The organism is Gordonia neofelifaecis NRRL B-59395, assembly GCF_000192435.1.
Taxonomy (GTDB): domain Bacteria; phylum Actinomycetota; class Actinomycetes; order Mycobacteriales; family Mycobacteriaceae; genus Gordonia; species Gordonia neofelifaecis.
The window spans coordinates 48,369-70,172 of sequence record NZ_AEUD01000020.1 but is presented as its reverse complement, the minus strand read 5'-3'; the positions used below and the strand labels follow the sequence as shown (position 1 = coordinate 70,172).

20 protein-coding genes are annotated in these 21,804 nt (G+C 67.8%); 10 read left to right on the top strand and 10 right to left on the bottom strand.

Translation table 11 applies throughout. From position 1 onward, the window contains the following. Positions 1 to 219: 219 nt before the first annotated feature. The gene (locus SCNU_RS18025) at positions 220 to 837 is read right to left on the bottom strand and encodes a heme-binding beta-barrel domain-containing protein (protein WP_009680854.1); all 618 of its coding nucleotides are present in this window, start codon (positions 835 to 837) and stop codon (positions 220 to 222) included. Positions 838 to 1,168: 331 nt separating this feature from the next. Here SCNU_RS18025 and SCNU_RS18015 point away from each other — a divergent pair, with 331 nt between their 5' ends. Further along, positions 1,169 to 1,864, top strand: coding sequence for a 3-oxoacid CoA-transferase subunit A (locus tag SCNU_RS18015; RefSeq protein ID WP_009680852.1), 696 nt, complete (start codon positions 1,169 to 1,171; stop codon positions 1,862 to 1,864). Continuing rightward, the gene (locus tag SCNU_RS18010; RefSeq protein ID WP_009680851.1) at positions 1,861 to 2,523 is read left to right on the top strand and encodes a 3-oxoacid CoA-transferase subunit B; all 663 of its coding nucleotides are present in this window, start codon (positions 1,861 to 1,863) and stop codon (positions 2,521 to 2,523) included. The genes SCNU_RS18015 and SCNU_RS18010 overlap by 4 nt, the downstream gene beginning before the upstream one ends. A 68-nt stretch (positions 2,524 to 2,591) precedes the next feature. Here the strand turns inward: SCNU_RS18010 and SCNU_RS18005 are convergent, their stop codons facing one another. The 4 genes from SCNU_RS18005 to SCNU_RS17990 form a co-directional block, all read right to left on the bottom strand. Then, the gene (locus tag SCNU_RS18005; protein ID WP_009680850.1) at positions 2,592 to 3,536 is read right to left on the bottom strand and encodes a type IV toxin-antitoxin system AbiEi family antitoxin; all 945 of its coding nucleotides are present in this window, start codon (positions 3,534 to 3,536) and stop codon (positions 2,592 to 2,594) included. 221 nt (positions 3,537 to 3,757) lie between these two features. Next, the gene (locus SCNU_RS18000; protein ID WP_009680849.1) at positions 3,758 to 4,063 is read right to left on the bottom strand and encodes a DUF1416 domain-containing protein; all 306 of its coding nucleotides are present in this window, start codon (positions 4,061 to 4,063) and stop codon (positions 3,758 to 3,760) included. Positions 4,064 to 4,108: 45 nt separating this feature from the next. Further along, the gene (locus SCNU_RS17995; RefSeq protein WP_009680848.1) at positions 4,109 to 4,936 is read right to left on the bottom strand and encodes a sulfurtransferase; all 828 of its coding nucleotides are present in this window, start codon (positions 4,934 to 4,936) and stop codon (positions 4,109 to 4,111) included. 166 nt (positions 4,937 to 5,102) lie between these two features. Continuing rightward, positions 5,103 to 6,017 (bottom strand): LmeA family phospholipid-binding protein, encoded by a 915-nt coding sequence (locus tag SCNU_RS17990; protein WP_009680847.1) that lies wholly within the window; start codon positions 6,015 to 6,017, stop codon positions 5,103 to 5,105. 92 nt (positions 6,018 to 6,109) lie between these two features. Between SCNU_RS17990 and SCNU_RS17985 the strand changes: the two genes are divergently transcribed. The 8 genes from SCNU_RS17985 (at position 6,110) to SCNU_RS17950 (ending at position 14,728) form a co-directional block, all read left to right on the top strand. Further along, entirely contained in the window at positions 6,110 to 6,829 is a 720-nt protein-coding gene (locus SCNU_RS17985; RefSeq protein ID WP_009680846.1) for a response regulator transcription factor, read from the top strand. Then, complete coding sequence (mshD, locus tag SCNU_RS17980) at positions 6,822 to 7,757, top strand: mycothiol synthase (RefSeq protein WP_009680845.1); 936 nt, start codon at positions 6,822 to 6,824, stop codon at positions 7,755 to 7,757. Before SCNU_RS17985 ends, mshD begins: the two co-directional genes overlap by 8 nt. Before the next feature lie 126 nt (positions 7,758 to 7,883). Further along, positions 7,884 to 8,954 carry a phosphate ABC transporter substrate-binding protein PstS gene (pstS, locus tag SCNU_RS17975; RefSeq protein ID WP_009680844.1) on the top strand — a complete coding sequence of 357 codons (1,071 nt, stop codon included), beginning with the start codon at positions 7,884 to 7,886 and terminating at the stop codon, positions 8,952 to 8,954. A gap of 53 nt (positions 8,955 to 9,007) precedes the next feature. Next, the gene (gene pstC, locus SCNU_RS17970) at positions 9,008 to 10,021 is read left to right on the top strand and encodes a phosphate ABC transporter permease subunit PstC (protein ID WP_238526483.1); all 1,014 of its coding nucleotides are present in this window, start codon (positions 9,008 to 9,010) and stop codon (positions 10,019 to 10,021) included. Between the two features lie 16 nt (positions 10,022 to 10,037). Then, entirely contained in the window at positions 10,038 to 10,895 is an 858-nt protein-coding gene (gene pstA, locus SCNU_RS17965; RefSeq protein ID WP_009680842.1) for a phosphate ABC transporter permease PstA, read from the top strand. 2 nt (positions 10,896 to 10,897) lie between these two features. Continuing rightward, entirely contained in the window at positions 10,898 to 11,674 is a 777-nt protein-coding gene (pstB, locus tag SCNU_RS17960) for a phosphate ABC transporter ATP-binding protein PstB (RefSeq protein WP_009680841.1), read from the top strand. A 145-nt stretch (positions 11,675 to 11,819) separates the two neighbouring features. Further along, positions 11,820 to 12,440, top strand: a complete 621-nt coding sequence (locus tag SCNU_RS17955; RefSeq protein ID WP_009680840.1) for a TetR/AcrR family transcriptional regulator — start codon at positions 11,820 to 11,822, stop codon at positions 12,438 to 12,440. Between the two features lie 47 nt (positions 12,441 to 12,487). After that, positions 12,488 to 14,728, top strand: coding sequence for a CocE/NonD family hydrolase (locus tag SCNU_RS17950; protein ID WP_009680839.1), 2,241 nt, complete (start codon positions 12,488 to 12,490; stop codon positions 14,726 to 14,728). 792 nt (positions 14,729 to 15,520) lie between these two features. Here the strand turns inward: SCNU_RS17950 and phoU are convergent. The 5 genes from phoU to SCNU_RS17925 all read right to left on the bottom strand — a co-directional run bounded on the left by phoU (position 15,521) and on the right by SCNU_RS17925 (position 21,766). Next, a complete protein-coding gene (gene phoU / locus SCNU_RS17945; protein WP_009680837.1) occupies positions 15,521 to 16,183 on the bottom strand; it encodes a phosphate signaling complex protein PhoU in 663 nt (220 codons plus the stop codon). A 99-nt stretch (positions 16,184 to 16,282) separates the two neighbouring features. Further along, positions 16,283 to 18,544, bottom strand: coding sequence for an LCP family protein (locus SCNU_RS17940; protein ID WP_009680836.1), 2,262 nt, complete (start codon positions 18,542 to 18,544; stop codon positions 16,283 to 16,285). Between the two features lie 134 nt (positions 18,545 to 18,678). Next, on the bottom strand, positions 18,679 to 19,851 hold the full coding sequence (dusB, locus tag SCNU_RS17935) for a tRNA dihydrouridine synthase DusB (RefSeq protein ID WP_009680835.1): 1,173 nt from the start codon (positions 19,849 to 19,851) through the stop codon (positions 18,679 to 18,681). A 56-nt stretch (positions 19,852 to 19,907) separates the two neighbouring features. Beyond that, positions 19,908 to 20,900, bottom strand: a complete 993-nt coding sequence (locus SCNU_RS17930; protein ID WP_009680834.1) for an acyl-ACP desaturase — start codon at positions 20,898 to 20,900, stop codon at positions 19,908 to 19,910. 353 nt (positions 20,901 to 21,253) lie between these two features. Next, positions 21,254 to 21,766 carry a nuclear transport factor 2 family protein gene (locus tag SCNU_RS17925; protein ID WP_009680833.1) on the bottom strand — a complete coding sequence of 171 codons (513 nt, stop codon included), beginning with the start codon at positions 21,764 to 21,766 and terminating at the stop codon, positions 21,254 to 21,256. Positions 21,767 to 21,804 lie beyond the last annotated feature (38 nt).

Below are 21,804 nucleotides of genomic sequence, written 5' to 3'. Positions count from 1 at the left end.
AACCCATCGGTGGATCCGGGTTGAGCGAGCGGAGCGAGTCGAAACTTCGTGAGTTGTGCTGGGTCGGGTGGCCGGGTAGCGGTGATTTCGACTCGCTCCGCTCGCTCAATCAACGGGAGGGCCGCGCTCGCACAATCAACGGGAAGGCTGGGCACGCACAATCAAGCGGGCTGGCTGCGCTCGCTCACGGGACGGCCACGCTCGCTCGATTTCCGCGACTCAGCCGACGACGCGGCGGAGCTTCGCGGACAGACGCGGCGTCAGCTCGCCTTCGGCGTCGACGCGTTCTTCGACGTAGGCGAGGTCGCCGTCGGGAACGAGCCCGTACAGGCGCTTCGCTCCGCCGGTGTGAGAACCGGTCTCGGAGCGGATGGTGACGTCGGTGGTGAGGTTCCACGACGTCTGATTGAGCGGACGGCCGTAGTAGAGCTCGATGGACCCCTCGGCATGCGTCAGCAGCAGCTCGATGTTGTCGTCCTCGCTGATCCGCCAGAAGCCGGACTCGCGCAGGTCGGGACGCAGGTACTCGCCCTCGTCATCGACCACCCACGAGCGTGACTGCCAGACGAGGTAGTTGCCTCCGTCGTGGGAGACGATGATCTGCTGACCGAACTGATAGTCGTCGCCGGTCACCGGATCGTGCCCTTCGCCCTCGCCCTCCCAGACGCCGACCATCGGCAGGAGAGCGAGCAGGCCGGAATGCAGATCCGCGCCCTCGCGAAGATTGGCTGTGTCCGCGGGAACGGGGAGGTCGCCGACCGGCGTCAGGTTCTTGCCTGCCGTCTGCTGAGCACGCTGCTCGGCATCGGAGATCGCCTCGTTACCGGAGCGGGTCATGACTCGTCGTTGACCAGTCGGTAGACGGTGTACAGCGCGAACCAGATGATCAGCAGCGAGGCCAATCCGAGCAGGATTTCGAAGAAGAGGACCACGGAGGTGATACTACCGCGACTCGGTGGCGTGACCGAAATGAGTCCCGCGACTGCTCCGTAGATCACAGTGCTCGGGCGTCGTCGAGGACGTGACGACGACAGTGAAACTCTGTGAATATCAAAACCCGATGAATGAGTAATTGCCCGTCTGAATCTGGCGGCTTAGCGTCGTAGGGGAATCACTTGTGTGTCCGCCCGGCTCAGGCCGGTGCGGCATCACCATCGAAGGAGGGCCAGTGGGCGCGACCCTGTTCTGCGAAGACGTCGACGAAGCCGTCGCAGGCGTCGCCGACGGCGCGACCGTTCTGATCGGCGGATTCGGACTGGCGGGCATGCCGTTCGATCTGATCGACGCCCTGATCCGCCAGGGCGCCACCGACCTCACCGTCGTCAGCAACAACGCGGGCAACGGCGATCACGGACTGGCTGCGCTGCTCGCGGCCGGCCGGGTCCGGAAGATCCTCTGCTCGTTTCCGCGGCAGTCGGACTCGTGGGTCTTCGACCGCCTGTACCGCGACGGCGAGATCGAACTGGAAGTCGTCCCGCAGGGCAACCTCGCCGAGCGGATGCGCGCGGCGGGTGCCGGCATCGGCGCCTTCTACTGCCCGACCGCGGTCGGCACGCCGATCGCCGAGGGCAAGGAGGCGCGCGAGATCGACGGTCGCACCTATCTGCTGGAGTACCCGATCAAGGGCGACGTCGCGCTGATCGGCGCGCATCGCAGCGACGGTGCGGGCAACCTCGTCTATCGCAAGACCGCCCGGAACTTCGGGCCGGTCATGGCTGCCGCGGCCGACACCACGATCGTCCAGGTGGACGAGGTGATCCCGGTCGGCGCGATCGACCCGGAAGCCGTGGTGACACCTGGGATCTACGTCGACCGCGTGGTCGCGACCCCGACTCGCCGATTCGCAGTGGAGGGCGCACGATGACCGACCAGCTCACCCTCGCCGCCGACGCACGCCGCGTCGCCGACGAGCCGATGACCAAGCAGGAGCTCGCCGCCCGGATCGCCGCCGACATTCCCGCCGGCTCCTATGTCAATCTCGGGATCGGGCAGCCCACGCAGATCGCCGATCACCTCGACCCGGCAGCAGGCATCACACTGCACACCGAGAACGGCATGCTCGGCATGGGACCCCAGGCCACCGGCGACGACGTCGACCTCGACCTCACCAACGCGGGCAAGGTGCCGGTCACCGAACTGCCGGGTGCGTCGTACTTCCACCACGCGGACTCATTCGCGATGATGCGCGGCGGTCACCTCGACGTCTGCGTGATGGGCGCCTTCCAGGTCTCCTTCGGCGGCGATCTGGCGAACTGGAGCACCGGTGCGCCCGATGCCATCCCCGCAGTCGGCGGCGCGATGGATCTCGCGATCGGGGCCAAGCAGGTCTTCGTGATGATGACGCTGTTCGCCCGCAACGGCGACCCGAAGGTAGTTCCCACCTGCACATATCCGCTCACCGGCTTGACCTGCGTCGACCGCGTCTACACGCCGGAGGCGATCCTCTCCGTCGGCGGGGACGGGGCGCAGATCGTCGAGACGTTCGGCGTCGAACCCGCGGAGCTGCTGCAGCGGCTGTCGTAGCGGCGGCCGCCTTATCCGCGTAGTTCGCCGTCAGAAGCTGGATTCAGAACCCAGCTTCTGACGGGGAGTTACGCGGATGGCAGGGCGATGCCGAAGATCGGCAGGCGTTTGCTCAGATACGGAATCAAGGTGCGTTGCTTCAGCCGCTCCCACCCCCATCGGACGACGCCGAGATCTAGATCGCGGAGTTGATTCTCGCGTTCTTTCTCCCGGAGCACGACGTCTGCGACGTCCTCACCCGACCGAAGCTCCTCCCGGAGATACTTGCCGTGCCCGTCGAACTCGCCGACGACGCGACCCTCCCAGTCGTAGTCGCAGATCGCGCGGTGCCCGTCCTCGAGGTGATGCACGGCTTGCAGGATCGGAATCGGGAATTCGGCCTCGATCATCTGCGCCCGACCCCACGATTCTCCGGGGTTGTCGGACAGCCCGTCGGCGAACGCGAGGACGTACCGGGCTCTCGCGACGCCGCGCCGCGGACCACTGAGGCGGCTTTCCAGCTCTTCGCGGGAGACTCCCATCCGAAGCGCGCTGTCGAAGACCGCGAGGATCCGCGCGAAGTCCGTCTCGGTCAGCGCGATGTCGACGGCGGTGCGGGCCGGACCGGTGACGCGCAGCCCGCCGAGGTCGACGACGTCGTCGTCCGCCAACCGACTCGCGTGAATCACCCGGGACGGGAAGGCGTTACCGCCGCTGTTCCGGCCGGTCGTGATGTGGACGGCCCTGCGGTTCGGCATCAGCAATCCCAAACCGAGCAGTGCGGCCGCCGACTGGTGGCTGACGGCGCGCACCTCGTCGCCGGTGCGAGCCAGGCCGGCCGCTGCCGCGAGCGACCGTCGTCGGTATCTCTCCCGGAAGGCTTCACCGGGATCCGCCGGCAGGTCCGAGGTCGGTGCGTACGCGCCGCGGGCCACCACCTCGATCCGGTTGTCGTTGATCGCCTTCGCAATCTGCACGTCGGAGATCCCCGAGTCGAGGGCGTCGTCCCGCCAGATGATCCCGTGCCTGTCCATTCCCCGCATGTCTATTGGACGCAGCGCAGGCAAGGGAGGTTCCATCCGGTACGACCGGGGCGTGTCGGCGACGGATCCGCGTAATTCGCCGTCAGAAGCTGGATTCAGAACCAAGCTTCTGACGGCGAGCTACGCGGATGCTGCACCGCGGGCGACCAGACAGACGACGAGACCCCGGTCCGCAGCGGACCGGGGTCTCGTCGAGAACAGCTACGCGCGAATCACTTCGCGACGGTGACGTCCTGGTTGTGGACGCCGGGGCCCTCGGGGGCGATGGTGACATCGCCGTTGCCCTGCGAGCTGAGCGCGCGCAGAGTCCAGGTGCCCGGGGCGGCGAAGAAGCGGAAGTCGCCGGTGGCCGATGCGACGACCTCGGCGGTGAACTCGCCGGTGCCGTCGAGCAGGCGCACGAACGCGCCGGCGACCGGGTTGCCCGAACCGTCCACGACCTGACCGGTCAGGACGGTCTCCTTCTCGGTGTCAACGCCGGCGGGGAGGGTCTGACCCTGCTTGGGTGCTGCGCACATTTCAGTAGTCCTCTCAGAGACTGTCAGTAAGGGAGTCGGTTGCGCTCAGCGCTCGATCGGGGCGCCGACCAGCGAGCCGTACTCGACCCAGCTGCCGTCGTAGTTCTTCACGTTCTTCTTGCCCAGGAGCTCCTGGAGCACGAACCAGGTGTGGCTCGAACGCTCGCCGATGCGGCAGTAGGCGATGGTCTCCTTGGCGTCGTCGAAGCCCTTGTCCGCGTACAGCGCGGTGAGGTCGTCGTCGGACTTGAAGGTGCCGTCCTCGTTGGCGGTGGTCGACCAGGGGATGTTGATCGCGCCGGGGACGTGGCCGCGCTGCTGCGCCTGCTCCTGCGGCAGGTGCGCCGGAGCGGCGATCTTGCCGGAGAACTCGTCGGGGCTGCGGACGTCGACCAGGTTCTTGGCACCGATCGAGTCGATGACCTCGTCGCGGAAGGCGCGGATGGAGGTGTCGGCGGCCTGTGCGACGTACTGGGTCGCGGCGCGGGTCACGGCGTCCGAGGAGAGCTGACGACCGTCGAGCTCCCACTTCTTGCGGCCGCCGTCGAGCAGACGGACGTCCTTGTGGCCGTAGATCTTGAAGTACCAGTAGGCGTACGCGGCGAACCAGTTGTTGTTGCCGCCGTACAGCACGACGGTGTCGTCGTTGGCGACGCCGCGCTCGCTCAGGAGAGCGCCGAACTGCTCAGCGTTGAGGAAGTCGCGACGCAGGCCGTCCTGCAGATCCTTGCGCCAGTCGAGGCGGATGGCGCCCGGGATGTGGTTGCTGTCGTAGATCGAGGTGTCCTCATCGACCTCGACGAACACAACCTTGTCGGTGTTGAGGTTCTCTTCAGCCCAATCAGCGCTGACGAGCACATCGGAGCGTGCCATTTTCTCGGTTCCTTTCAGGATGTTCGACGCACGGGCGGCGAAAGTTCTCATCGGGCAGCGGTGGTCGCCGCGAGAGCGACGTCGGGATGTGCCGGGCTGAGATCGTCAGCTGCGCATCGCGCCGGGGTGCGTCACCGGCTGCATGGCCCCGACCCTACAACAGAAATCAAGACCCGGATCCGAGCGGTTTCGCGTAGTCGGTCGGCCGCACTGCGACGGGGCCGGTCTCACCGACGGCCACGAGGTCGCTTCCCCTGCTCAGCGCATGTTTCGCCGTGGTTCCCCAAGCCATCTGAAGTGCCGGAAGCGTGGTTGAAAACCTTTTTAATACCGCTGATCGAAATTCTTCCGGAACGTCCGCGGAGTAGTGCTCCTCGGGGCCGTCGTAGAAGTCGGTGGCCTCGATCCGGACGCGGCCGTCGACTACCGACACGGTCGCGCTCACACTCACCTTCACCTTCGGTGCGGTGTACGCCGCGGCCGACGGCGGGTAGCCGTTCTGGGTCTCCGGCGAGCCCGGTAGCGGGACGGTGCCGCTGAGCATGATGCCCTCGGTGCGCTCGAGCAGCCCGTCGCCCGGCCCGCCGCCGCCGACCTTGTCCTCGGGCGCCGGCGTGTTGATGTAGAGGTCGACGATCCCCATCAGACGTCCCAGCGTCGGTGAGTCGATCCGGGTCTCGGCCCGCATGGACCTCGCTCTCAGCACCGACTCCGGTCCGATCGCCCCGGTGTCGCCGAGATCGGTGGTCTGCAGTCGCGCATCGACCGCAGACCGGCACACCGGCTCGCCCGTGCACCCCTCGATCGGCACGCCCTCGGCGCTGATCAGCACGGAACTGAAGTCGCCTGACGCGCGGTGAGTGAGGAACGGGAAGCCCGCCATGATCACGTCGGGCTCGAAGGGGACGCCGGGCGAGGCCTGGACGGCGACGGCGAGTCGATGCTCGGCGCGGGAGGCGGCGAAGTCGTCGACGATCAGCGCGAGAACCGATCCGACGACGACGATCACGGCGATCCAGGCGCCGATTCGCAGGTATCGGCGGGACGCGTGATTCGGGGTGTCGTGGGCGGTGCGGGACATCGGCGCTATTCTGTCATTTGATTACCGGGTGCTGCGACCAGCGTCGATCGACAGCCCACATTGCTGAGGCCACGACGAGATCGGAGTGGTGTGTGGACCTGTTGCTGTTGACCGAAGAGCAATCCGCCGAAGCCGTCCTGGGATCCCTTCCCCTGCTGTCGCATGATGTCGCGCTGCTGCCTGCCGAGACATCGGCCCTGGTGCAGCTCGGGGAACCGCAGGTGATCCTGGTGGATGCGCGCACCGACCTGGCGGGCGCGCGGACCATGTGCCGGCTGGTGTCCGACACCGGCACGGCGCCGGTCGTGGCGGTGGTCGCCGAAGGCGGGCTGGTGGCAGTCAGCGCCGATTGGGGGATCGACGACTTCCTGTTGCCGAGCACCGGACCTGCAGAACTCGACGCGCGTCTGCGGCTGGTGTCGACCCGCGTCGCGGGCACCGTCGACGAGCAGCCCGACAAGGTGACGCTCGGGGAGTTGGTGATCGACGAGTCGACGTACACCGCCCGGCTGCGCGGCAAGCCGATCGACCTCACCTACAAGGAGTTCGAGCTGCTGAAGTTCCTGGCGCAGAACGCCGGGCGGGTCTTCACTCGGGCGCAGCTGCTTCACGAGGTCTGGGGCTACGACTACTTCGGCGGCACCCGGACGGTCGACGTCCATGTGCGACGACTGCGCGCGAAGCTCGGCAGCGACCACGAGTCGCTGATCGGCACGGTCCGCAACGTCGGCTACAAGGCGGTGAAGCCGGCCCGGCGCGGCGATCGCGACGGCGGCGGCCCGTCGGCCGATACATTGGAGGACGATGAATGAGCAGATCGAGCACCGCGTCGTCGCCGACTCCCTGACCGCCGCCGAGGTCGCGTTCGCGCACGACCTCTGCGACCGCGCCGAACGCGTCGACGGTGTCGCACCGCTCGCCGAACAGGCGCGGATCGCGATCGCCTCCGGCGCCGACCGCCACATCCTCACCGCCCACGGGTACGCCAACGTCATCGCCGCCCGCGACGGCGGTGCGGCGATGGTCGAGGCCGTCGTCGACCCCGACCATCGCGGCCGCGGTGAAGGGCGTGCCCTCGTCGACGCGGCCCTGACCGCTGCGGAGGCGGTGACCGGATCCGAGCCGCCGCAGGCGTGGGCACATGGCGACCTGCCGGCCGCGGCCGCCGTGGCGACGGCACTCGGACTGGAACGGGCACGGGAACTGCTTCAGCTCCGACGGCCCGTTGCCGAACCCCTGCCCGACCTTCCCCAGCGCGACGACATCGTCCTGCGCACCTACGCGGGCCCCGCCGACGACGCCGAGATCCTCCGCGTGAACAACGACGCCTTCTCCTGGCATCCGGAGCAGGGCGGGTGGACGCAGGCCGACATCGCCGACCGGACCGGGGCCGACTGGTTCGATCCGGAGGGCGTGTTCCTCGCCTTCGACGCCGCCGAACCGGACACGCTGCTCGGCTTCCACTGGACCAAGATCCATCCGGCCGCCGACGGTTCCGCGCCGCTCGGCGAGGTCTACATCGTCGGCGTCGACTCGGCCGCGCAGGGCCGCGGGCTCGGGGGCCTGCTGACCCTGGCCGGGCTCCACCACATGGCCGCGCCACGACCGTCCGGCCGCGGACCGGATGAAGTGGAGTTGTACGTCGAAGGCGACAATTCGGCTGCGCTGCACACGTATTCGCGTCTCGGCTTCACTCGCTACACCGCTGACATCGCGTATCGCCGAGCCGGAGTCTCTTAGCCACCAACCGTTCATGTTCGCGCTCGGACTGTTACCCAGTCCGTAACTCGCCGGTCTCTCTGTCCTAACCGGGCGTCGATAGTTTCGCCTCGTTACCTGAACAGATTGAAAGGCAACCCGACTCCCATGAGCGTGTCCCCGAAGCTCGCCCGCACTGCGGGCGCCGCTGCCGCCGGTATTGCCGCGGCCTCCCTCGTCCTCACCGCGTGCGGTGGCAGCGACTCGTCGACCGGCGCGGTCAACGGTGAAGGATCCACCGCCCAGCAGAAGGCGATGGAGCACTTCTCGCAGGTGCTGACCGACAACAACGGTGTGAACCTCGACTACACCGGCTCCGGCTCCGGCGACGGCATCAAGAAGTTCATCGCGGGCGACGTCGACTTCGCGGGCTCCGACTCGCCTCTCAAGCCCGCCGAAGCCGCCGACGCCAAGACCCGCTGCGGCGGAAACCCGGCGTGGCACCTGCCGATGGTCGCGGGCCCGGTCGCGGTCGCGTTCAACGTCCCCGGCGTGGAGAAGCTGAACCTTGACGCGCCGGTCCTGGCGAAGATCTTCGATTCGAAGATCACCAAGTGGAACGACCCGGCGATCGCGGCGCTGAACCCGGGCGCCAAGCTGCCGTCGACCGACATCGTCCCGGTTCACCGCAGCGACAGCTCGGGCACCACCGACAACTTCACCCGCTACCTCGGCACCGCGGCTCCGGCCGACTGGCCGTACGAGCACAGCAAGGAGTGGGCGGGCCACGGCGGTTCCGGCGCGGCCAAGTCGACCGGCGTCGGCGACACCGTCAAGAAGACCCCCGGTTCCATCAGCTACGTCGAGTGGGGCTTCGCCACCGAGAACCAGCTGAGCGTCGCCGCCATCGACTTCGGTGCGGGCGCCACCGCGCTCACCAAGGAGAGCGCCGCGCGGGCCCTGGAGTCGGCGAAGTTCGTCGACCCGGCCAGCAAGGACCTCGTCGTCGACACCAAGGCCCTTTACGGTCTCAAGGAGGCCGGCGCCTACCCGCTGGTGCTGACCACGTATGAGATCGTGTGCTCCACCGGCTACTCGGACTCGTCGGTGTCGGCGAACCTGAAGTCGGCCTTCAGCACCATCCTCGACAAGGGGCAGGACGGCATCGATCAGCTCGGATACGTGCCGCTGCCCGAGTCGTTCCAGGCCAAGCTGCGCGGAACGATCGACGCGCTGTGACACGTTCGGACACTCCCGTGACCTCCCGCGCTGACCGCGATGGGGACTCGGCCGTGTCCGAAACGCCCGGCGACGGTCATCCGTCGGTCCGGGCGGCCGGTGAGCGACCGCCGACAGCCGAATCGGGCGTGAACCCCGGTTCGGCTGTCGGCCGTTTCGGCGACCGCGTGATGTCGTCGCTCGCCACCGGATCGGGCCTGCTCGTCTCGATCGTCATCGGTCTCATCGCACTGTTCCTGCTGATCCAAGCGGTCCCTGCGCTCGCGAAGAACACTGCGAACTTCTTCACCTACACCGGGCCGTGGGTGGTGTCGGGAAGCCAGATCGAGTTCGGCATCCCCGCCCAGCTGTACGCGACGATCCTGGTGTCCGTGATCGCACTGGTGATCGCCATGCCGGTGGCGCTCGGGGTCGCGCTGTTCGTCACCGAGTACGCCCCGAAGCGCCTCGCCGGCCCCATCGCCTACGTCGTCGATCTGCTGGCCGCGGTGCCGTCGATCGTGTACGGCCTGTGGGGCATCCTGGTCCTCGGTCCGGCGATGGTCGGACCGAATCAGTGGCTCGTCGACAACCTGGGCTTCCTGCCGTTCTTCCAAGAACCGGAGAACGTCGCCAACATGTCCACCGGCGGCACCCTGCTGACGGCGGGCATCGTTCTCGCCGTGATGATCCTGCCGGTCATCACCGCGGTGACCCGTGAGGTCTTCACCCAGACGCCGCGAAGCCAGCGGGAGGCCGCGCTCGCGCTCGGCGCCACCCAATGGGAGGTGGTCCGGTACGCGGTGCTGCCGTTCGGTCTGTCGGGCTACATCAGCGGGGCCATGCTCGGACTGGGCCGCGCCCTCGGCGAGACGATGGCGCTGCTGCTGATCATCTCGACGGCCGGGCCGATCAACTTCAACCTGATGGAGAGCGGTCAGACGCTGGCGACGGTGATCGCCAACAATGCCGCCGAGTTCGATTCGCCGATCAAGACCGGGGCGTACATCTCCGCCGGTCTGGTGCTGTTCGTCCTGACGTTCATCGTGAACGGCGCGGCGCGCAGCGTGATCCGGCGCCGGGCATGAGCCCGAGGAGCAGAACATGGAACTGACACATCTCACGCCGCGTCGGAACATCACCGACAAGGTGGTCCGGGTCGCGGTGACCGCGGCGGTCGTGCTCGCGGTGATACCGCTCGGCTGGCTGGTCTACACACTGATCGCCAAGGGCATCGGCCCGGTCCTCGACATCGACTGGTGGACGCGGTCCGAGCGCTACGGCGGCGCGGCCAACGCCATCGTCGGGACGCTGATCCAGACGGCGATAGCCGCGGTGGTGGCGATTCCACTCGGCGCGCTGGTCGCGATCTATCTCATCGAGTACGCCGACACGAGCAAGCGGCTCGTCCGGATCACCACGTTCATGGTCGACGTGCTCTCGGGCGTCCCGTCGATCGTGGCCGCCCTGTTCATCTACGCGGTCTGGCGTACCACGTTCGACCTGCCGCGATCGGGATTCGCCGTCGCCCTGGCCCTGGTGCTGCTGATGGTTCCGCTGGTGGTGCGGTCCACCGAGGAGATGCTCAAGATCGTCCCGCAGGATCTGCGCGAGGCGTCGTACGCGCTCGGCATCCCGAAGTGGAAGACGATCCTGCGCGTGGTGCTGCCGACGGCGATGTCGGGAATCATCACCGGCATCATGCTCGCGGTCGCCCGAGTGATGGGCGAGTCGGCGCCGGTGCTGATCCTGGTCGGTGCCACCCGCTCGATGAACCTGAATCCCTTCGAAGGCAATCAGCAGTCGCTGCCGCTGATGATGCTGCAGGAATACAACAAGGGGCCCAGCGGCTACGAGACCGTGTGGGGCGCGGCACTGACCTTGGTGATCGCGGTCGCAATCGTCTACGTGCTCGCCCGCGTACTCTCGCGGTTCACGGGGCCCCGAATGGAGAGAAGCTAGACATGGCGAAGAGCCTGACCATTCAAGATCTGAACGTCTTCTACGGCGACTTCCACGCGGTGAAGGACGTCTCGCTGCGGATCGCACCCAAGTCGGTGACCGCGTTCATCGGGCCGTCGGGCTGCGGCAAGTCGACCGTGCTGCGGACCCTGAACCGCATGCACGAGGTGACACCCGGTGCGTACACCACCGGCTCGGTGAAGCTCGACGAGCTCGATCTCTACGCGAAGGGTGTCGACCCGGTCGGCGTCCGGACGACCGTCGGCATGGTGTTCCAGCGGGCGAATCCGTTCCCCACCATGTCGATCCGCGACAACGTCGTCGCCGGACTGAAGCTCTCGGGCGTCCGCGACAAGGCCAAGCTCGACGAGGTCGCCGAAGCCAGTCTGCGCGGTGCGAATCTGTGGAACGAAGTCAAGGACCGGCTCGACAAGCCCGGCGGCGGGCTCTCCGGCGGACAGCAGCAGCGGCTGTGCATCGCGCGGGCCATCGCGGTCTCGCCCCAGGTTCTGCTGATGGACGAGCCGTGCTCGGCGCTCGATCCGATCTCGACGCTGGCGATCGAGGACTTGATCGCCGAACTCAAGAGTGACTACACGATCGTCATCGTCACCCACAACATGCAACAGGCGGCGCGCGTCAGCGATCAGACCGCGTTCTTCAACCTGTCCGGCGCGGGCCGGCCCGGCGAGCTGGTGGAGGTCGGAGCGACCGGCGACGTCTTCTCGAACCCGGTGCGCAAAGAGACCGAGGACTATATTTCGGGGCGTTTCGGCTGACCGATGCGGGCGCTGAGCTGCCCGTATCCCCGAGAGTGAACAAACCCCGGCTGTGCCCCCTGCACGGCCGGGGTTGTCATTCACATCCCCAGTGACTACGGTCACGTGAGGTCAGTGTATTCGATCGATTGATCAACTTCGAGGGATGATGGCGCGACTCACAGTGGAACAGCGGCGTGATGCGGCGATCAGCGCGACGATGCGCGTGATCGCCCGTGACGGCGTCGAAGCCGCGACGACGCGCCGGATCGCACTCGAAGCCCAGGTCGGTCAATCGAGCCTGTTCTACGCATTCGCGTCCCGCGACGAGCTGCTCGCAGCGGTCGTGGAGCACGGAATCGCGCAAGAACTGGCGGGCATGGACGAATGGCTCAGCCAGGCGTCGGCTATGTTCACCGCCTCCCAGATGAACATCTCCGACGTCATGAGGGCCGCATTCGGCGTGTTCATGCACGACCTGATCGAGAACCGGGACCGCGAGCACGCGCTGGTGGAGCTCGCGCTCTACGCGCAGCGGACCCAGGGACTGGAGCATCTGGCCGAACGTCTCTACCGCGGCTACTACGAGCTGGTCTCCGGACTGCTCACGGTGGCGCAGGAGTCGACGGGCGTCCGCTGGAGCCTTCCGGTCGAGGAATTGGCCACGATCGTCGTGGCCATGACCGACGGCATGACCCTCAGCTACCTCAGCACCGGCGACCGGGACGTGGTCCAGCGGATCGCCGACGGCGGGGTGCAACTACTGCTGGGTTACGTCGAGCACTGACCGCGCGGCGCGGGGTGCGCCGGGCGAAGAACAGAATCGGGGATGAAATGTTCACAGGGGGACGGGCTCTGCGCCGGACCGCCGTCGCGGTAGGCACATCGGCCGTACTCATCGCGGGTGTCGCGACTGTACCGGAATCAGCTGCGGCGCAACCGATCCACGTCGGTGGAGGAGTCAATCAGGCCTACCTGACCGATGCCCGGCCGGGAACGGCACTCACGCTTGTCGATGCCGCGGGTGCCCGTGCCGGATCGGGGGTCGCCGATTCGATGGGCTCGCTGATCGTGCGCGACCTGCAGCCGGGCGGCTACCGGTTCGTCGGCGCGGGGATCAAGAGCGCGCCGGTCACGGTGACCGGCGCGGACTCGCCGCCGCCCGCTCCGTCGCTGTACGGGCAGACCCTCCACGAGGGGCTCAACTACATCACCATGCGCGACGGCGTCTCGCTCGCCGCAACCGTGCGCCTGCCCTATGGGAAGAAGCTGTCGGACGGGCCGTTCCCGACTGTCATCGAGTACTCCGGCTACCAGAACGCGGCGCCGGACGATCTGATCGTCGGCGCCGTCGGAGAGAAGGTCGGCGTCCCGGATCCGCAGGCTCCGGCGTCGTCGGTGATCGTCGGCGCCACCTTGGCCACGCAGATGCTCGGCTTCGCCACCGTCAGCCTGCAGATGCGTGGAAGTGGCTGCAGTGGAGGTGATTTCGGGCTCTTCGACGACGTCGCCGCCTTCGACGCGTACGACGCGATCGAGACCGTCGGCCGGCAGCACTGGGTATCCGGGAACAAGGTCGGCATGGTCGGCATCTCGTTCTCCGGCATCTCGCAGATGTACGCGGCAGGTACCCGACCGCCGCATCTCGCCGCGATCGCGCCGATGAGCACCACCGACGACCTGTATTCCACCGGGCTGCCCGGCGGAATCTACAACAAGGGCTTCGCCAACTCGTGGCTCCGAGAACGCGTCGAGCAGGCGCAGCCGGGTCCGCGCGGAGGCCAGCCGTGGGTCCGCGCTCGGATCGACGCCGGTGACAAGACCTGTGCGAACAATCAGAAGCTGCGTCGCCAGACGCGGGACGTGTTCAAGCTGATCCGCGACAACCCGACGCGTGCGGCGAAGGTGTATCAGGAGCGGTCGATCCCCGAGTGGACCGAACGGATCGACGTTCCGGTGTTCCTCGTCGGTGCCGCCCAGGACGAGCAGACCGGCCCGAACTGGGTGAACCTGATCAAGCATCTAGGCCACAACCGCGACGTGTGGGTGAACATCGTCAACGGTCATCACTTCGATTCGCTTGGCCCGCAGATCCTTTCGCGATGGGCCGAGTTCCTGCAGATCTTCGTCGCGAACCAGGTGCCGCACACACCGCCGAACATGCAGCCGCTGGGCACCGTCGTCTTTCCGGCGGCGACCAGCGCGCCCGGTCAGACCATTCCGCCGGTCCGGTTCAGCGACGCGCGGTCGGTGGCCGACGCCAAGGCACGGTTCCGAGCGGGAACACCGCGACTGTGGGCCCTCTTCGACAACGGCGGCGGCAGCGCCGGCCCCGGCGGGCTGTCGTCGCCGTGGCAGCGATCGCTCGGCGGATGGCCGGCGAGCGCCGAGCGGATGTACCTGTCCGACAAGGGCCGGCTCGGCACCGCGCCCGGAACCGGAACGGTGTCCTTCCGGCCGGACCCGCACAACCGGCCGCTGAACACCCTGGCGAACGCGTCGACCGACACCGCGGCCGCGTGGGGCGTCGACCCGGCCTACGACTGGCGACCGGCACCGGGGCGCAGTGGGCTGGGCTTCATCAGCGCACCGTTGACCAGGGACAAGGTGATGCTCGGCAACGGCTCGGTCACCTTGCAGGTCAGCAGTACCGCGAAGGTGACCGACCTCCAGGTGACGGTGTCGGAGGTGAACGCCAAGGGACAGGAGACTTCCGTCGGCACCGGCGTGCTGCGGTCGAGCTTCCGCGGCGACGGCCTCGCACCCGACTACACGCGGCAGTCGCCGCTGAACGACGGGTTCAACCAGCTCACCATCCCGATCAACCCGGTGATGCACGGCTTCCGCAAGGGATCGCGCATCCGGATCACAGTGTCCGCGCCGGGCGGCGACCTGCCGTCGTGGCAGTTCAGCTCGCCGGCGACCGGCGGCAAGGTGGTCGACACCGTCGACCTCAGCCGGTCGTACGTGATGCTGCCGGTGATCTCGGGCGACGTGCCCGGCGCCGGTCCCGACTGCGGCTTCCTCCGCGGCTCCGCGTGCCGGTCGTACCGGCCGGCATTCAACGGCGGGTAGTCGCTTTTCACTGGTTGAGCGAGCGGCCTGACCCGCTGTTTGAGCGGGCTCGCTTTCCGTTGGTTTCGACTCGTCCTTCGCTTCGCTCCGGACGGCTCAACCAGCGGGGGTGGTGCGCTTTCCGTTGGTTGAGTGGGTTCGTTTTCCGCTGTTCGGGCGGGCTCGTTTTTCGTTAGTTGAGCGAGCGGAGCGAGTCGAAACCGGGTGACGGTGTGCTGGGTCCAGCGGGTCGTTGCGGTGGTTTCGACTCGTCCTTCGCTTCGCTCCGGACGGCTCAACCAGCGGGGGCTCCACTGCGGACGGCTCAACCGGCGGGGGCTCCACTGCGGACGGCTCAACCGGCGGGGGCTCCACTGCGGACGGCTCAACCGGCGGGGGCTCCACTGCGGACGGCTCAACCGGCGGGGGCTCCACTGCGGACGGCTCAACCGGCGGGGGCTCCACTGCGGACGGCTCAACCGGCGGGGGCTCCACTGCGGACGGCTCAACCGGCGGGGGCTCCACTGCGGACGGCTCAACCGGCGGGGGCTCCACTGCGGACGGCTCAACCGGCGGGGGCTCCACTGCGGACGGCTCAACCGGCGGGGGCTCCACTGCGGACGGCTCAACCGGCGGGGGCTCCACTGCGGACGGCTCAACCGGCGGGGGCTCCACTGCGGACGGCTCAACCGGCGGGGGCTCCACTGCGGACGGCTCAACCGGCGGGGGCTCCACTGCGGACGGCTCAACCGGCGGGGGCTTCGCTCCGGACGGCTCAACCAGCGGGCGGCTTCGCTTCGGACGGGGCTGCGTCTAGCTCGCCTCGAGCAACTGCTCCGGGGTCTTGCCCGTGGCCTGGAAGACGACGCGGCGGGCGATGAGGACGGCGTGGTCGGCGAAGCGCTCGTAGTAACGGCCGAGGAGCGTCACGTCGACCGCGGCGGCGACGCCGTGCTCCCACTCGCGGTCCATCATCACGGTGAAGAGATGGCGATGCAGGTCGTCCATCGCATCGTCGTCGTCCATCAGCGTCAGCGCATCGTGGTAGTCCTGGTTCTCCAGGACCCGGCGAGCGGCGTGGGCGAGTTCGACGGCGAGCCGACCCATCTCCTCGAAATATCCGGTGACCTCGTCGGGCAGGACCTTGGCCGGATGCCTGCGCCGGGCGACCTTCGCCACGTGCAGCGCCAGCGCACCCATGCGGTCGATCTCCGAGACCAGCTGGAAACCGCTCACCACCGAGCGCAGATCGCCGGCGACGGGGGCCTGCAATGCCAACAGCTGGAAGGCCTGATCCTCGGCCTCGGCCGACTTCGCAGCCACCGAGTCGTGATTGGAGATCACCTCTTCGGCCAGCTCCAGATCCCCCTCCAACAGTGCCTGGGTGGCCTGAGCCATCGCCGCACCGACCTCGTCGACCATGTCGCCGAGGGCCGTATTCAGTGCAGCCATCTGCTCCTGATAAGCGTCACGCATGCAATCCACTTTACGTAAGGCGGGTATCGCGCCCCGTCGTCGACGATGAAGTCGGCGTGAACACTTGGGGCGGTCGTTGTCCCGCAGGCGACCCGGACGCTACGCGCAGGTCGTGTCGCCGGCGTTGGTGACGGACAGGTCGCTCGGCAGGTCACTGTTGTCGGTGTTGGCGGGCAGTTCGCCGACGGCGAGCACGGAACCGGGCGACGGCAGAGTCGTGATGGTCTCGACGCCGCCGAAGTCGGATCCGACGATCACCTCGACGCCGGCCTTGACAGTGCTGTCCTGCTGGATCTGTGCGCCGGGGAACATCTTCGCGATGGTCGCCGCCGAGTCCTTCTCACCCGGGCCGTAACGCACCACGGTGTCGGTGCGCTTCTCCGACGAGTCGGCGATGCCCGAGACGTCGAGGCCCTGGCGGACCAGCTCCTCCATCACCGAGCCGGCGAGTCCCGACTGATCCGTGCCGTTCAGCACCCGGACCGACATGTTCGACGGGTATTGCGCGGTGAGGTCGGTCTTGGGGGCCGGAGCCTTCGGAGTCGCGTCTGCCTTCTTGGTGCTTGCGGGCTTGTTCTTCTTCTCACCCGGTAACGGCTTGTCGTCGATGATCGCGTTGAAGATCGCGTCGATGTCGTCCATCCGCGGGATCTCGTTGTTCTCACCGTCGGTGGAGGTGCCCGACGTCGGGACCGTCAGGAACGTGACCCGGCCGGCCTCCATGCCCTGCATCGACTCCGCGAGCTGGATCAGCGAGTCGGTGTCGACGTTGTCGACGTAACTGTTCGAGATGAACGAGCGTGCGACCTTGTTGAGCTTGGACGGGTTCGACAGCACATCGCTGGAGAGCGACGCCCGCAGCAGCGACGACATGAACAGCTGCTGGCGTTTGATGCGGCCGTAGTCGCCGTTGCCTTCCTCAGAGATGTGGCGGGCGCGGACGTAGTTGAGCGCCTGGCGTCCGGTGAGCTTCTTGGAGCCCGCCTTCTTCAGGATGGTGCCGAGCTCGTAGTCGTAGAGGGGCACGGTGGAGCACACCTGGACACCGCCGACCGTGCGGACCACGTCCTCGAAGCCGGAGAAGTCCATCGCGATGAAGTGGTTGATGTTCAGTCCGCTGATCTGTGTCAGGGTCTTGACCAGGCAGGCCGGGCCGCCGTCGGCGTACACGCCGTTCAGTTTGGTCGAACTCGCAGCCTCGAGGGTGCCCGAGTACTTCTGCGTGCCGTTGTCCCAGTTCTGGCATTCGGGTCGGTCGACGGCGAGGTCGCGCGGCCACGATACGGCGACCACTCGACTCCGGTCGGCGGGGATGTTCACGAGCAGGACGGTGTCCGAACGCGAGCCTTCGACGGTGTCGGCGTCACCGGCGCCGAGTTTGGAGTTCTTGCCCGACCGCGTGTCGGTGCCGACGATCAGGTACGTCTCGTCGCCGTACTGTCCCTGCAGGTCGCGGACGTTGGAGTTGTTCGGGTCGAGTGCGTTGACGACATTCCAGCCGCCGTTGATGCTGCGCATCATGTTCCACGCGTAGCCGGTGCCGACCAGTGACAGCGCGCATGCCAGGCCCAGGAGGATCCGGCCGGTGTTGGTCGCGACCTTGCGGGTGCGCTCCTTGCCGGTCGGACGACGGCGGCGGCGCCTACGCACCTGTGAGAGGGCATCGGTCAGATCGGGAGTCGGCTGCAGCGGGCGGCGCCGGGTGCTCGCGGTGTCCTCGGAATCCGCTGCCGGGTCAGTCGGTACCGGGGCGGCGGGCTCGTCGGCTCCGGCGGACGCCTCGGCCTCGGCGGCCATCGCTGCGGGGCTGCGGGTGACTCGGGTCTCGGCGGCCGGCCGCGTCGCCGGCGGCGGGGTCGACCGCTGCGCCCGCGACTCCTGGGAGAGGCGCGCTGCGGTGGTCGTGTCCGACAAGTCGACCGACGATGCGTCGGCCACCGGCGGGATCATCTGGGTGACCTCGTTCGCCGCGGCCTCGTCGATGGGCGGCTGCGGCTGCGGAGGACGCGCGACCGGGGGCGGCGACTGCCTCCGCGGGTCGGGTCGGGGACCGCGCGGCGGCTGCGGTCGGCGACCTGCCTGCGGCGTCGTGGGCGCGCCGGTCTCGTCGACGCCCATCTGCTCCATCAGCTGGCGAACGGTCAGTCGGCCGCGCGGGCGGACGTAGCCCTCCCGCGACGACGGCTCGCGTAGTCCGTCGGCGCGTTGGATCGGGGGATTGCCGGACGGTGGCGGGGGAGCGTCGCCGAAACGTTCGCGGAAGTCGTACGCCCCGGACGCCCGGCCTGCCCGACGGGGTCGTCGGGACTGCGCCGACGCGTCGTCGTCGGGCTCGGGGGAGCCGGGGCGGTCAGAACTCACGGTACTTCTTTCGTCTACGTCAGGGGTGTCGCGCGGCGGGTACCGGCCGGGGCCGATCGCACGCAGCCGCGCGCTCGGCACATTTTAATGCCGACACCTGAGAAGTCTCAGAGACGTGGCCTCCGAACCCTCGATCAGCCGCCCGAATGCATGATCTCGGCGCCCTCCGGAACGATGTCCTCTTCGGGGTCGTCGAGCCAGCCCTCGGGCAGCGCGACCGACGCGGGCGATCCCTGCCTGCCCCGCGGCCCGTGACCGTCTTCGGGGAACGGGACGTCCGCAGGCAGGGTTGCGACGAGTTCACGCAGGTCATCGAGGGTCTTGACGAGAGACAGCGAGGAGCGCAGATCAGATCCGGCGGGGAAGCCGCGCAGATACCACGCGACGTGCTTGCGGATCTCCCGCATGCCCTTGCCCTCGCCGTGGTGCGCGGCCAGCAGCTCACCGTGGCGAATCATGATCTCCGCCACTTCTCCGAGATTCGGCGGCGTGGGGGCTTCCACTCCACGCAGTCGGGCGGACAGTTCGGCGAACAGCCACGGCCTGCCGAGGCAGCCGCGGCCGATCACGACGCCGTCGCATCCGGTCTGGGCCATCATGCGGACGGCGTCCTCGGCTTCGAAGATGTCGCCGTTGCCGAGCACGGGCACGTCGGTGACGTGTTCTTTGAGTCGGGCGATCTCGTCCCATGCCGCGGTGCCGGAGTACCGCTGCGAGGCCGTCCGTGCGTGCAGCGCGACGGCCTGCGCGCCCTCGGCGGCCGCGATCCGCCCGGCGTCGAGGTGCGTGTGGTGGTCGTCGTCGATGCCGATGCGGAACTTGACCGTCACCGGGATGTCGGTGCCTTCGGTGGCGCGCACCGCGGCCGCCACGATGTTGCGGAACAGGCGCCGCTTGTAAGGAATCGCCGAGCCGCCGCCCTTGCGGGTGACCTTCGGGACCGGGCAGCCGAAGTTCATGTCGATGTGGTCGGCGAGGTTTTCGTCGACGATCATCTTCGCGGCCTGGTACGTGTACTCCGGGTCGACGGTGTAGAGCTGCATCGACCGCGGCGTCTCACTCGGATCGAAGGCCGTCATGTGCATGGTGACCGGGTGACGCTCGACGAGCGCGCGCGCTGTGACCATCTCGCACACGTACAGGCCCGACACGGTGCCGGTCCGGGCGAGCTCGAGCTCGCGGCACAGCACCCGGAACGCGACGTTGGTGACGCCGGCCATCGGGGCCAGGACGACGGGGCTGTTCAGCTCGATGGACCCGATCCGCAGCGGTGCGCGATCGGGGGAGGACTGCTGCGGAGACGACACGGCACCGGCGCCGTCGACGGTGGTCGATGGCGCCGGTGCGGTCAGCGTCGTGGTGCTCAGGACGCCTGCTTCTCGCGCTTGGCGGCTTCGCGGGCGAGCGCGCGGTCGCGCATCTCCTCGAAGCGGGTGGCATCCTTGTCGAGCTGCTCCAGGAAGGCGGCGAGCTCGTCTCGGGTCTTCTCGCCGGCCGGGCCGAAGTCGTTGCGGCCGAAGACGTCCCACTTCCGCAGAACCGGCTGGATGACCTCCTCCAGGTGCTGGCGCAGGTCGTAGATGCCGTGCTTGGCCATCAGCACGCCGTGACGGCGGAAATTGGGCATGCCTGCACCCGGCATCTGGAAGTTGGTGACGATGTCGGTGACCGCGCGCAGCGTCTGGTCGGGCGAGAGGTCCATGCCCGCGCCGCAGATGTTGCGGTAGAAGATCATGTGCAGGTTCTCGTCGGCGGCGATGCGCTGCAGCATCCGGTCGGCGATCGGGTCGTTGCAGGCCTTGCCGGTGTTCCGGTGGCTGACGCGGGTCGCGAGCTCCTGGAAGGTCACGTAGGCGACCGAGTGCAGCAGACCGACCTCTTCGCCGTTGGCCTTCATCTCCTCGGCGCGGTCGGCGGCGGCCAGCATCGGGTCGTAGCCGTTGGTCATGTGGATCATGCGGGCCTGCTCGAGCGCGACCGGGTCGACGCCGCGGGTGACGACCAGATAGTCGCGCATGGCGATGCCGTGCCGGTCCTCTTCGGCGGTCCAACGACCGACCCAGTGGCCCCACGCCGAGTCCATCGAGAAGTTCTCGGCGATGACCCGGTGGTACGACGGCAGGTTGTCCTCGGTGAGGAGGTTGGTGATCATCGCGGCCTTGGCGACCTCGTCGAGGTGCGAGTCCTCCGGCGCGTAATCAGTGCCGCCGAGTGCGGCGTAGTTCTTGCCCTCGTCCCACGGCACGTAGTCGTGCGGGTTCCAGTCGCGGGCGGTCTTGAGGTGGCGATTGACGTTGGCCTCGGCCGTCGGCTCCAACTCCTTCAGGAGTTCGAGTTGTGTGAGTTCACGTGCCATCGGTGTTCCTCTGGTCGGGGTACGGGTCGTCTCGGGTGGCGGTCGGGGTGCCTCCGCGACGTGCCCGACATGCGTATTCGGACTCCAGGCTACGTCACATGGACGCGTGTCCCAAGTCTCCGGGCGCCGTGTGAGGCGGCTGGGAAACCGCTGCCCCCGGTCCGTAGATCGTCTGCTCAGCGCAGATGCGTTAGCGAACGGGCCCGGTGGGTTACGTCACCGTAGGTTACCGGGCGGTCGCTGGAGCGGGCTCGTCGAAGATCTCGCACAGCCAACGCAGATAACGCCGATATGGCCGTCCTGAGCGGGGACCCGCCGTCATACGCGTTGGTAGTGCGAGGAGTCGACGAGGCCTATTTCCGCCCGAACATCGGTCCGGTCTTCTCGAGCCACTTGCGACCGGCGTCGTCGAGCGTGCCGAGTTCGGCGGCGCGGTCGCACCAGGCGAGTGCCATCAGGCCGAACTCCATCGGGTTGTAGACGTCCTCCTCGCAGCTCCACAGACCGTCGCCCGCGTACGTGAGGATGGTGATGTTGGTGGCGGTGAAGACCGAGCCGTCGCCGGGGTCCTTCATCGGGTTGTCGATCTCGCAGATCACCCGGCCCGTGGACGGGTCGGCGACGTGCCAGATCGACGGGTACTCGGCCATGTGGCTGCCGGGGAAGGAGTGCATCGTCTTCTTGACCCAGGTACGGATCTCCTCGCGGCCGTTGAACTTGCCGTAGGCGTGCTCGATGTATGTCGCGTCGACGGTGAACTGGTCGGCCCAACGGTCCCAGTCCTGGCTGATGGCGACTTCGGCGGTGGTCTTCTGGAACTGCGCGAACGCGTCGTTCAGTTCTTCGGCGGTGAACGAAGGGGTCATGTCGGCCGATGGTAGGGACGCCGGCGGGCCGAGGGTGC

What these genes read in the sequence shown, in the direction of transcription:
- SCNU_RS18025 (WP_009680854.1), bottom strand. Translation starts at nt 837, where the DNA reads ATGACCCGCTCCGGTAACGAGGCGATCTCCGATGCCGAGCAGCGTGCT.
- SCNU_RS18010 (WP_009680851.1), top strand. Translation starts at nt 1,861, where the DNA reads ATGACCGACCAGCTCACCCTCGCCGCCGACGCACGCCGCGTCGCCGAC.
- SCNU_RS18005 (WP_009680850.1), bottom strand. Translation starts at nt 3,536, where the DNA reads ATGGACAGGCACGGGATCATCTGGCGGGACGACGCCCTCGACTCGGGG.
- SCNU_RS18000 (WP_009680849.1), bottom strand. Translation starts at nt 4,063, where the DNA reads ATGTGCGCAGCACCCAAGCAGGGTCAGACCCTCCCCGCCGGCGTTGAC.
- SCNU_RS17995 (WP_009680848.1), bottom strand. Translation starts at nt 4,936, where the DNA reads ATGGCACGCTCCGATGTGCTCGTCAGCGCTGATTGGGCTGAAGAGAAC.
- SCNU_RS17990 (WP_009680847.1), bottom strand. Translation starts at nt 6,017, where the DNA reads ATGTCCCGCACCGCCCACGACACCCCGAATCACGCGTCCCGCCGATAC.
- mshD (WP_009680845.1), top strand. Translation starts at nt 6,822, where the DNA reads ATGAATGAGCAGATCGAGCACCGCGTCGTCGCCGACTCCCTGACCGCC.
- pstS (WP_009680844.1), top strand. Translation starts at nt 7,884, where the DNA reads ATGAGCGTGTCCCCGAAGCTCGCCCGCACTGCGGGCGCCGCTGCCGCC.
- pstA (WP_009680842.1), top strand. Translation starts at nt 10,038, where the DNA reads ATGGAACTGACACATCTCACGCCGCGTCGGAACATCACCGACAAGGTG.
- pstB (WP_009680841.1), top strand. Translation starts at nt 10,898, where the DNA reads ATGGCGAAGAGCCTGACCATTCAAGATCTGAACGTCTTCTACGGCGAC.
- SCNU_RS17955 (WP_009680840.1), top strand. Translation starts at nt 11,820, where the DNA reads ATGATGGCGCGACTCACAGTGGAACAGCGGCGTGATGCGGCGATCAGC.
- SCNU_RS17950 (WP_009680839.1), top strand. Translation starts at nt 12,488, where the DNA reads ATGTTCACAGGGGGACGGGCTCTGCGCCGGACCGCCGTCGCGGTAGGC.
- phoU (WP_009680837.1), bottom strand. Translation starts at nt 16,183, where the DNA reads ATGCGTGACGCTTATCAGGAGCAGATGGCTGCACTGAATACGGCCCTC.
- SCNU_RS17930 (WP_009680834.1), bottom strand. Translation starts at nt 20,900, where the DNA reads ATGGCACGTGAACTCACACAACTCGAACTCCTGAAGGAGTTGGAGCCG.
- SCNU_RS17925 (WP_009680833.1), bottom strand. Translation starts at nt 21,766, where the DNA reads ATGACCCCTTCGTTCACCGCCGAAGAACTGAACGACGCGTTCGCGCAG.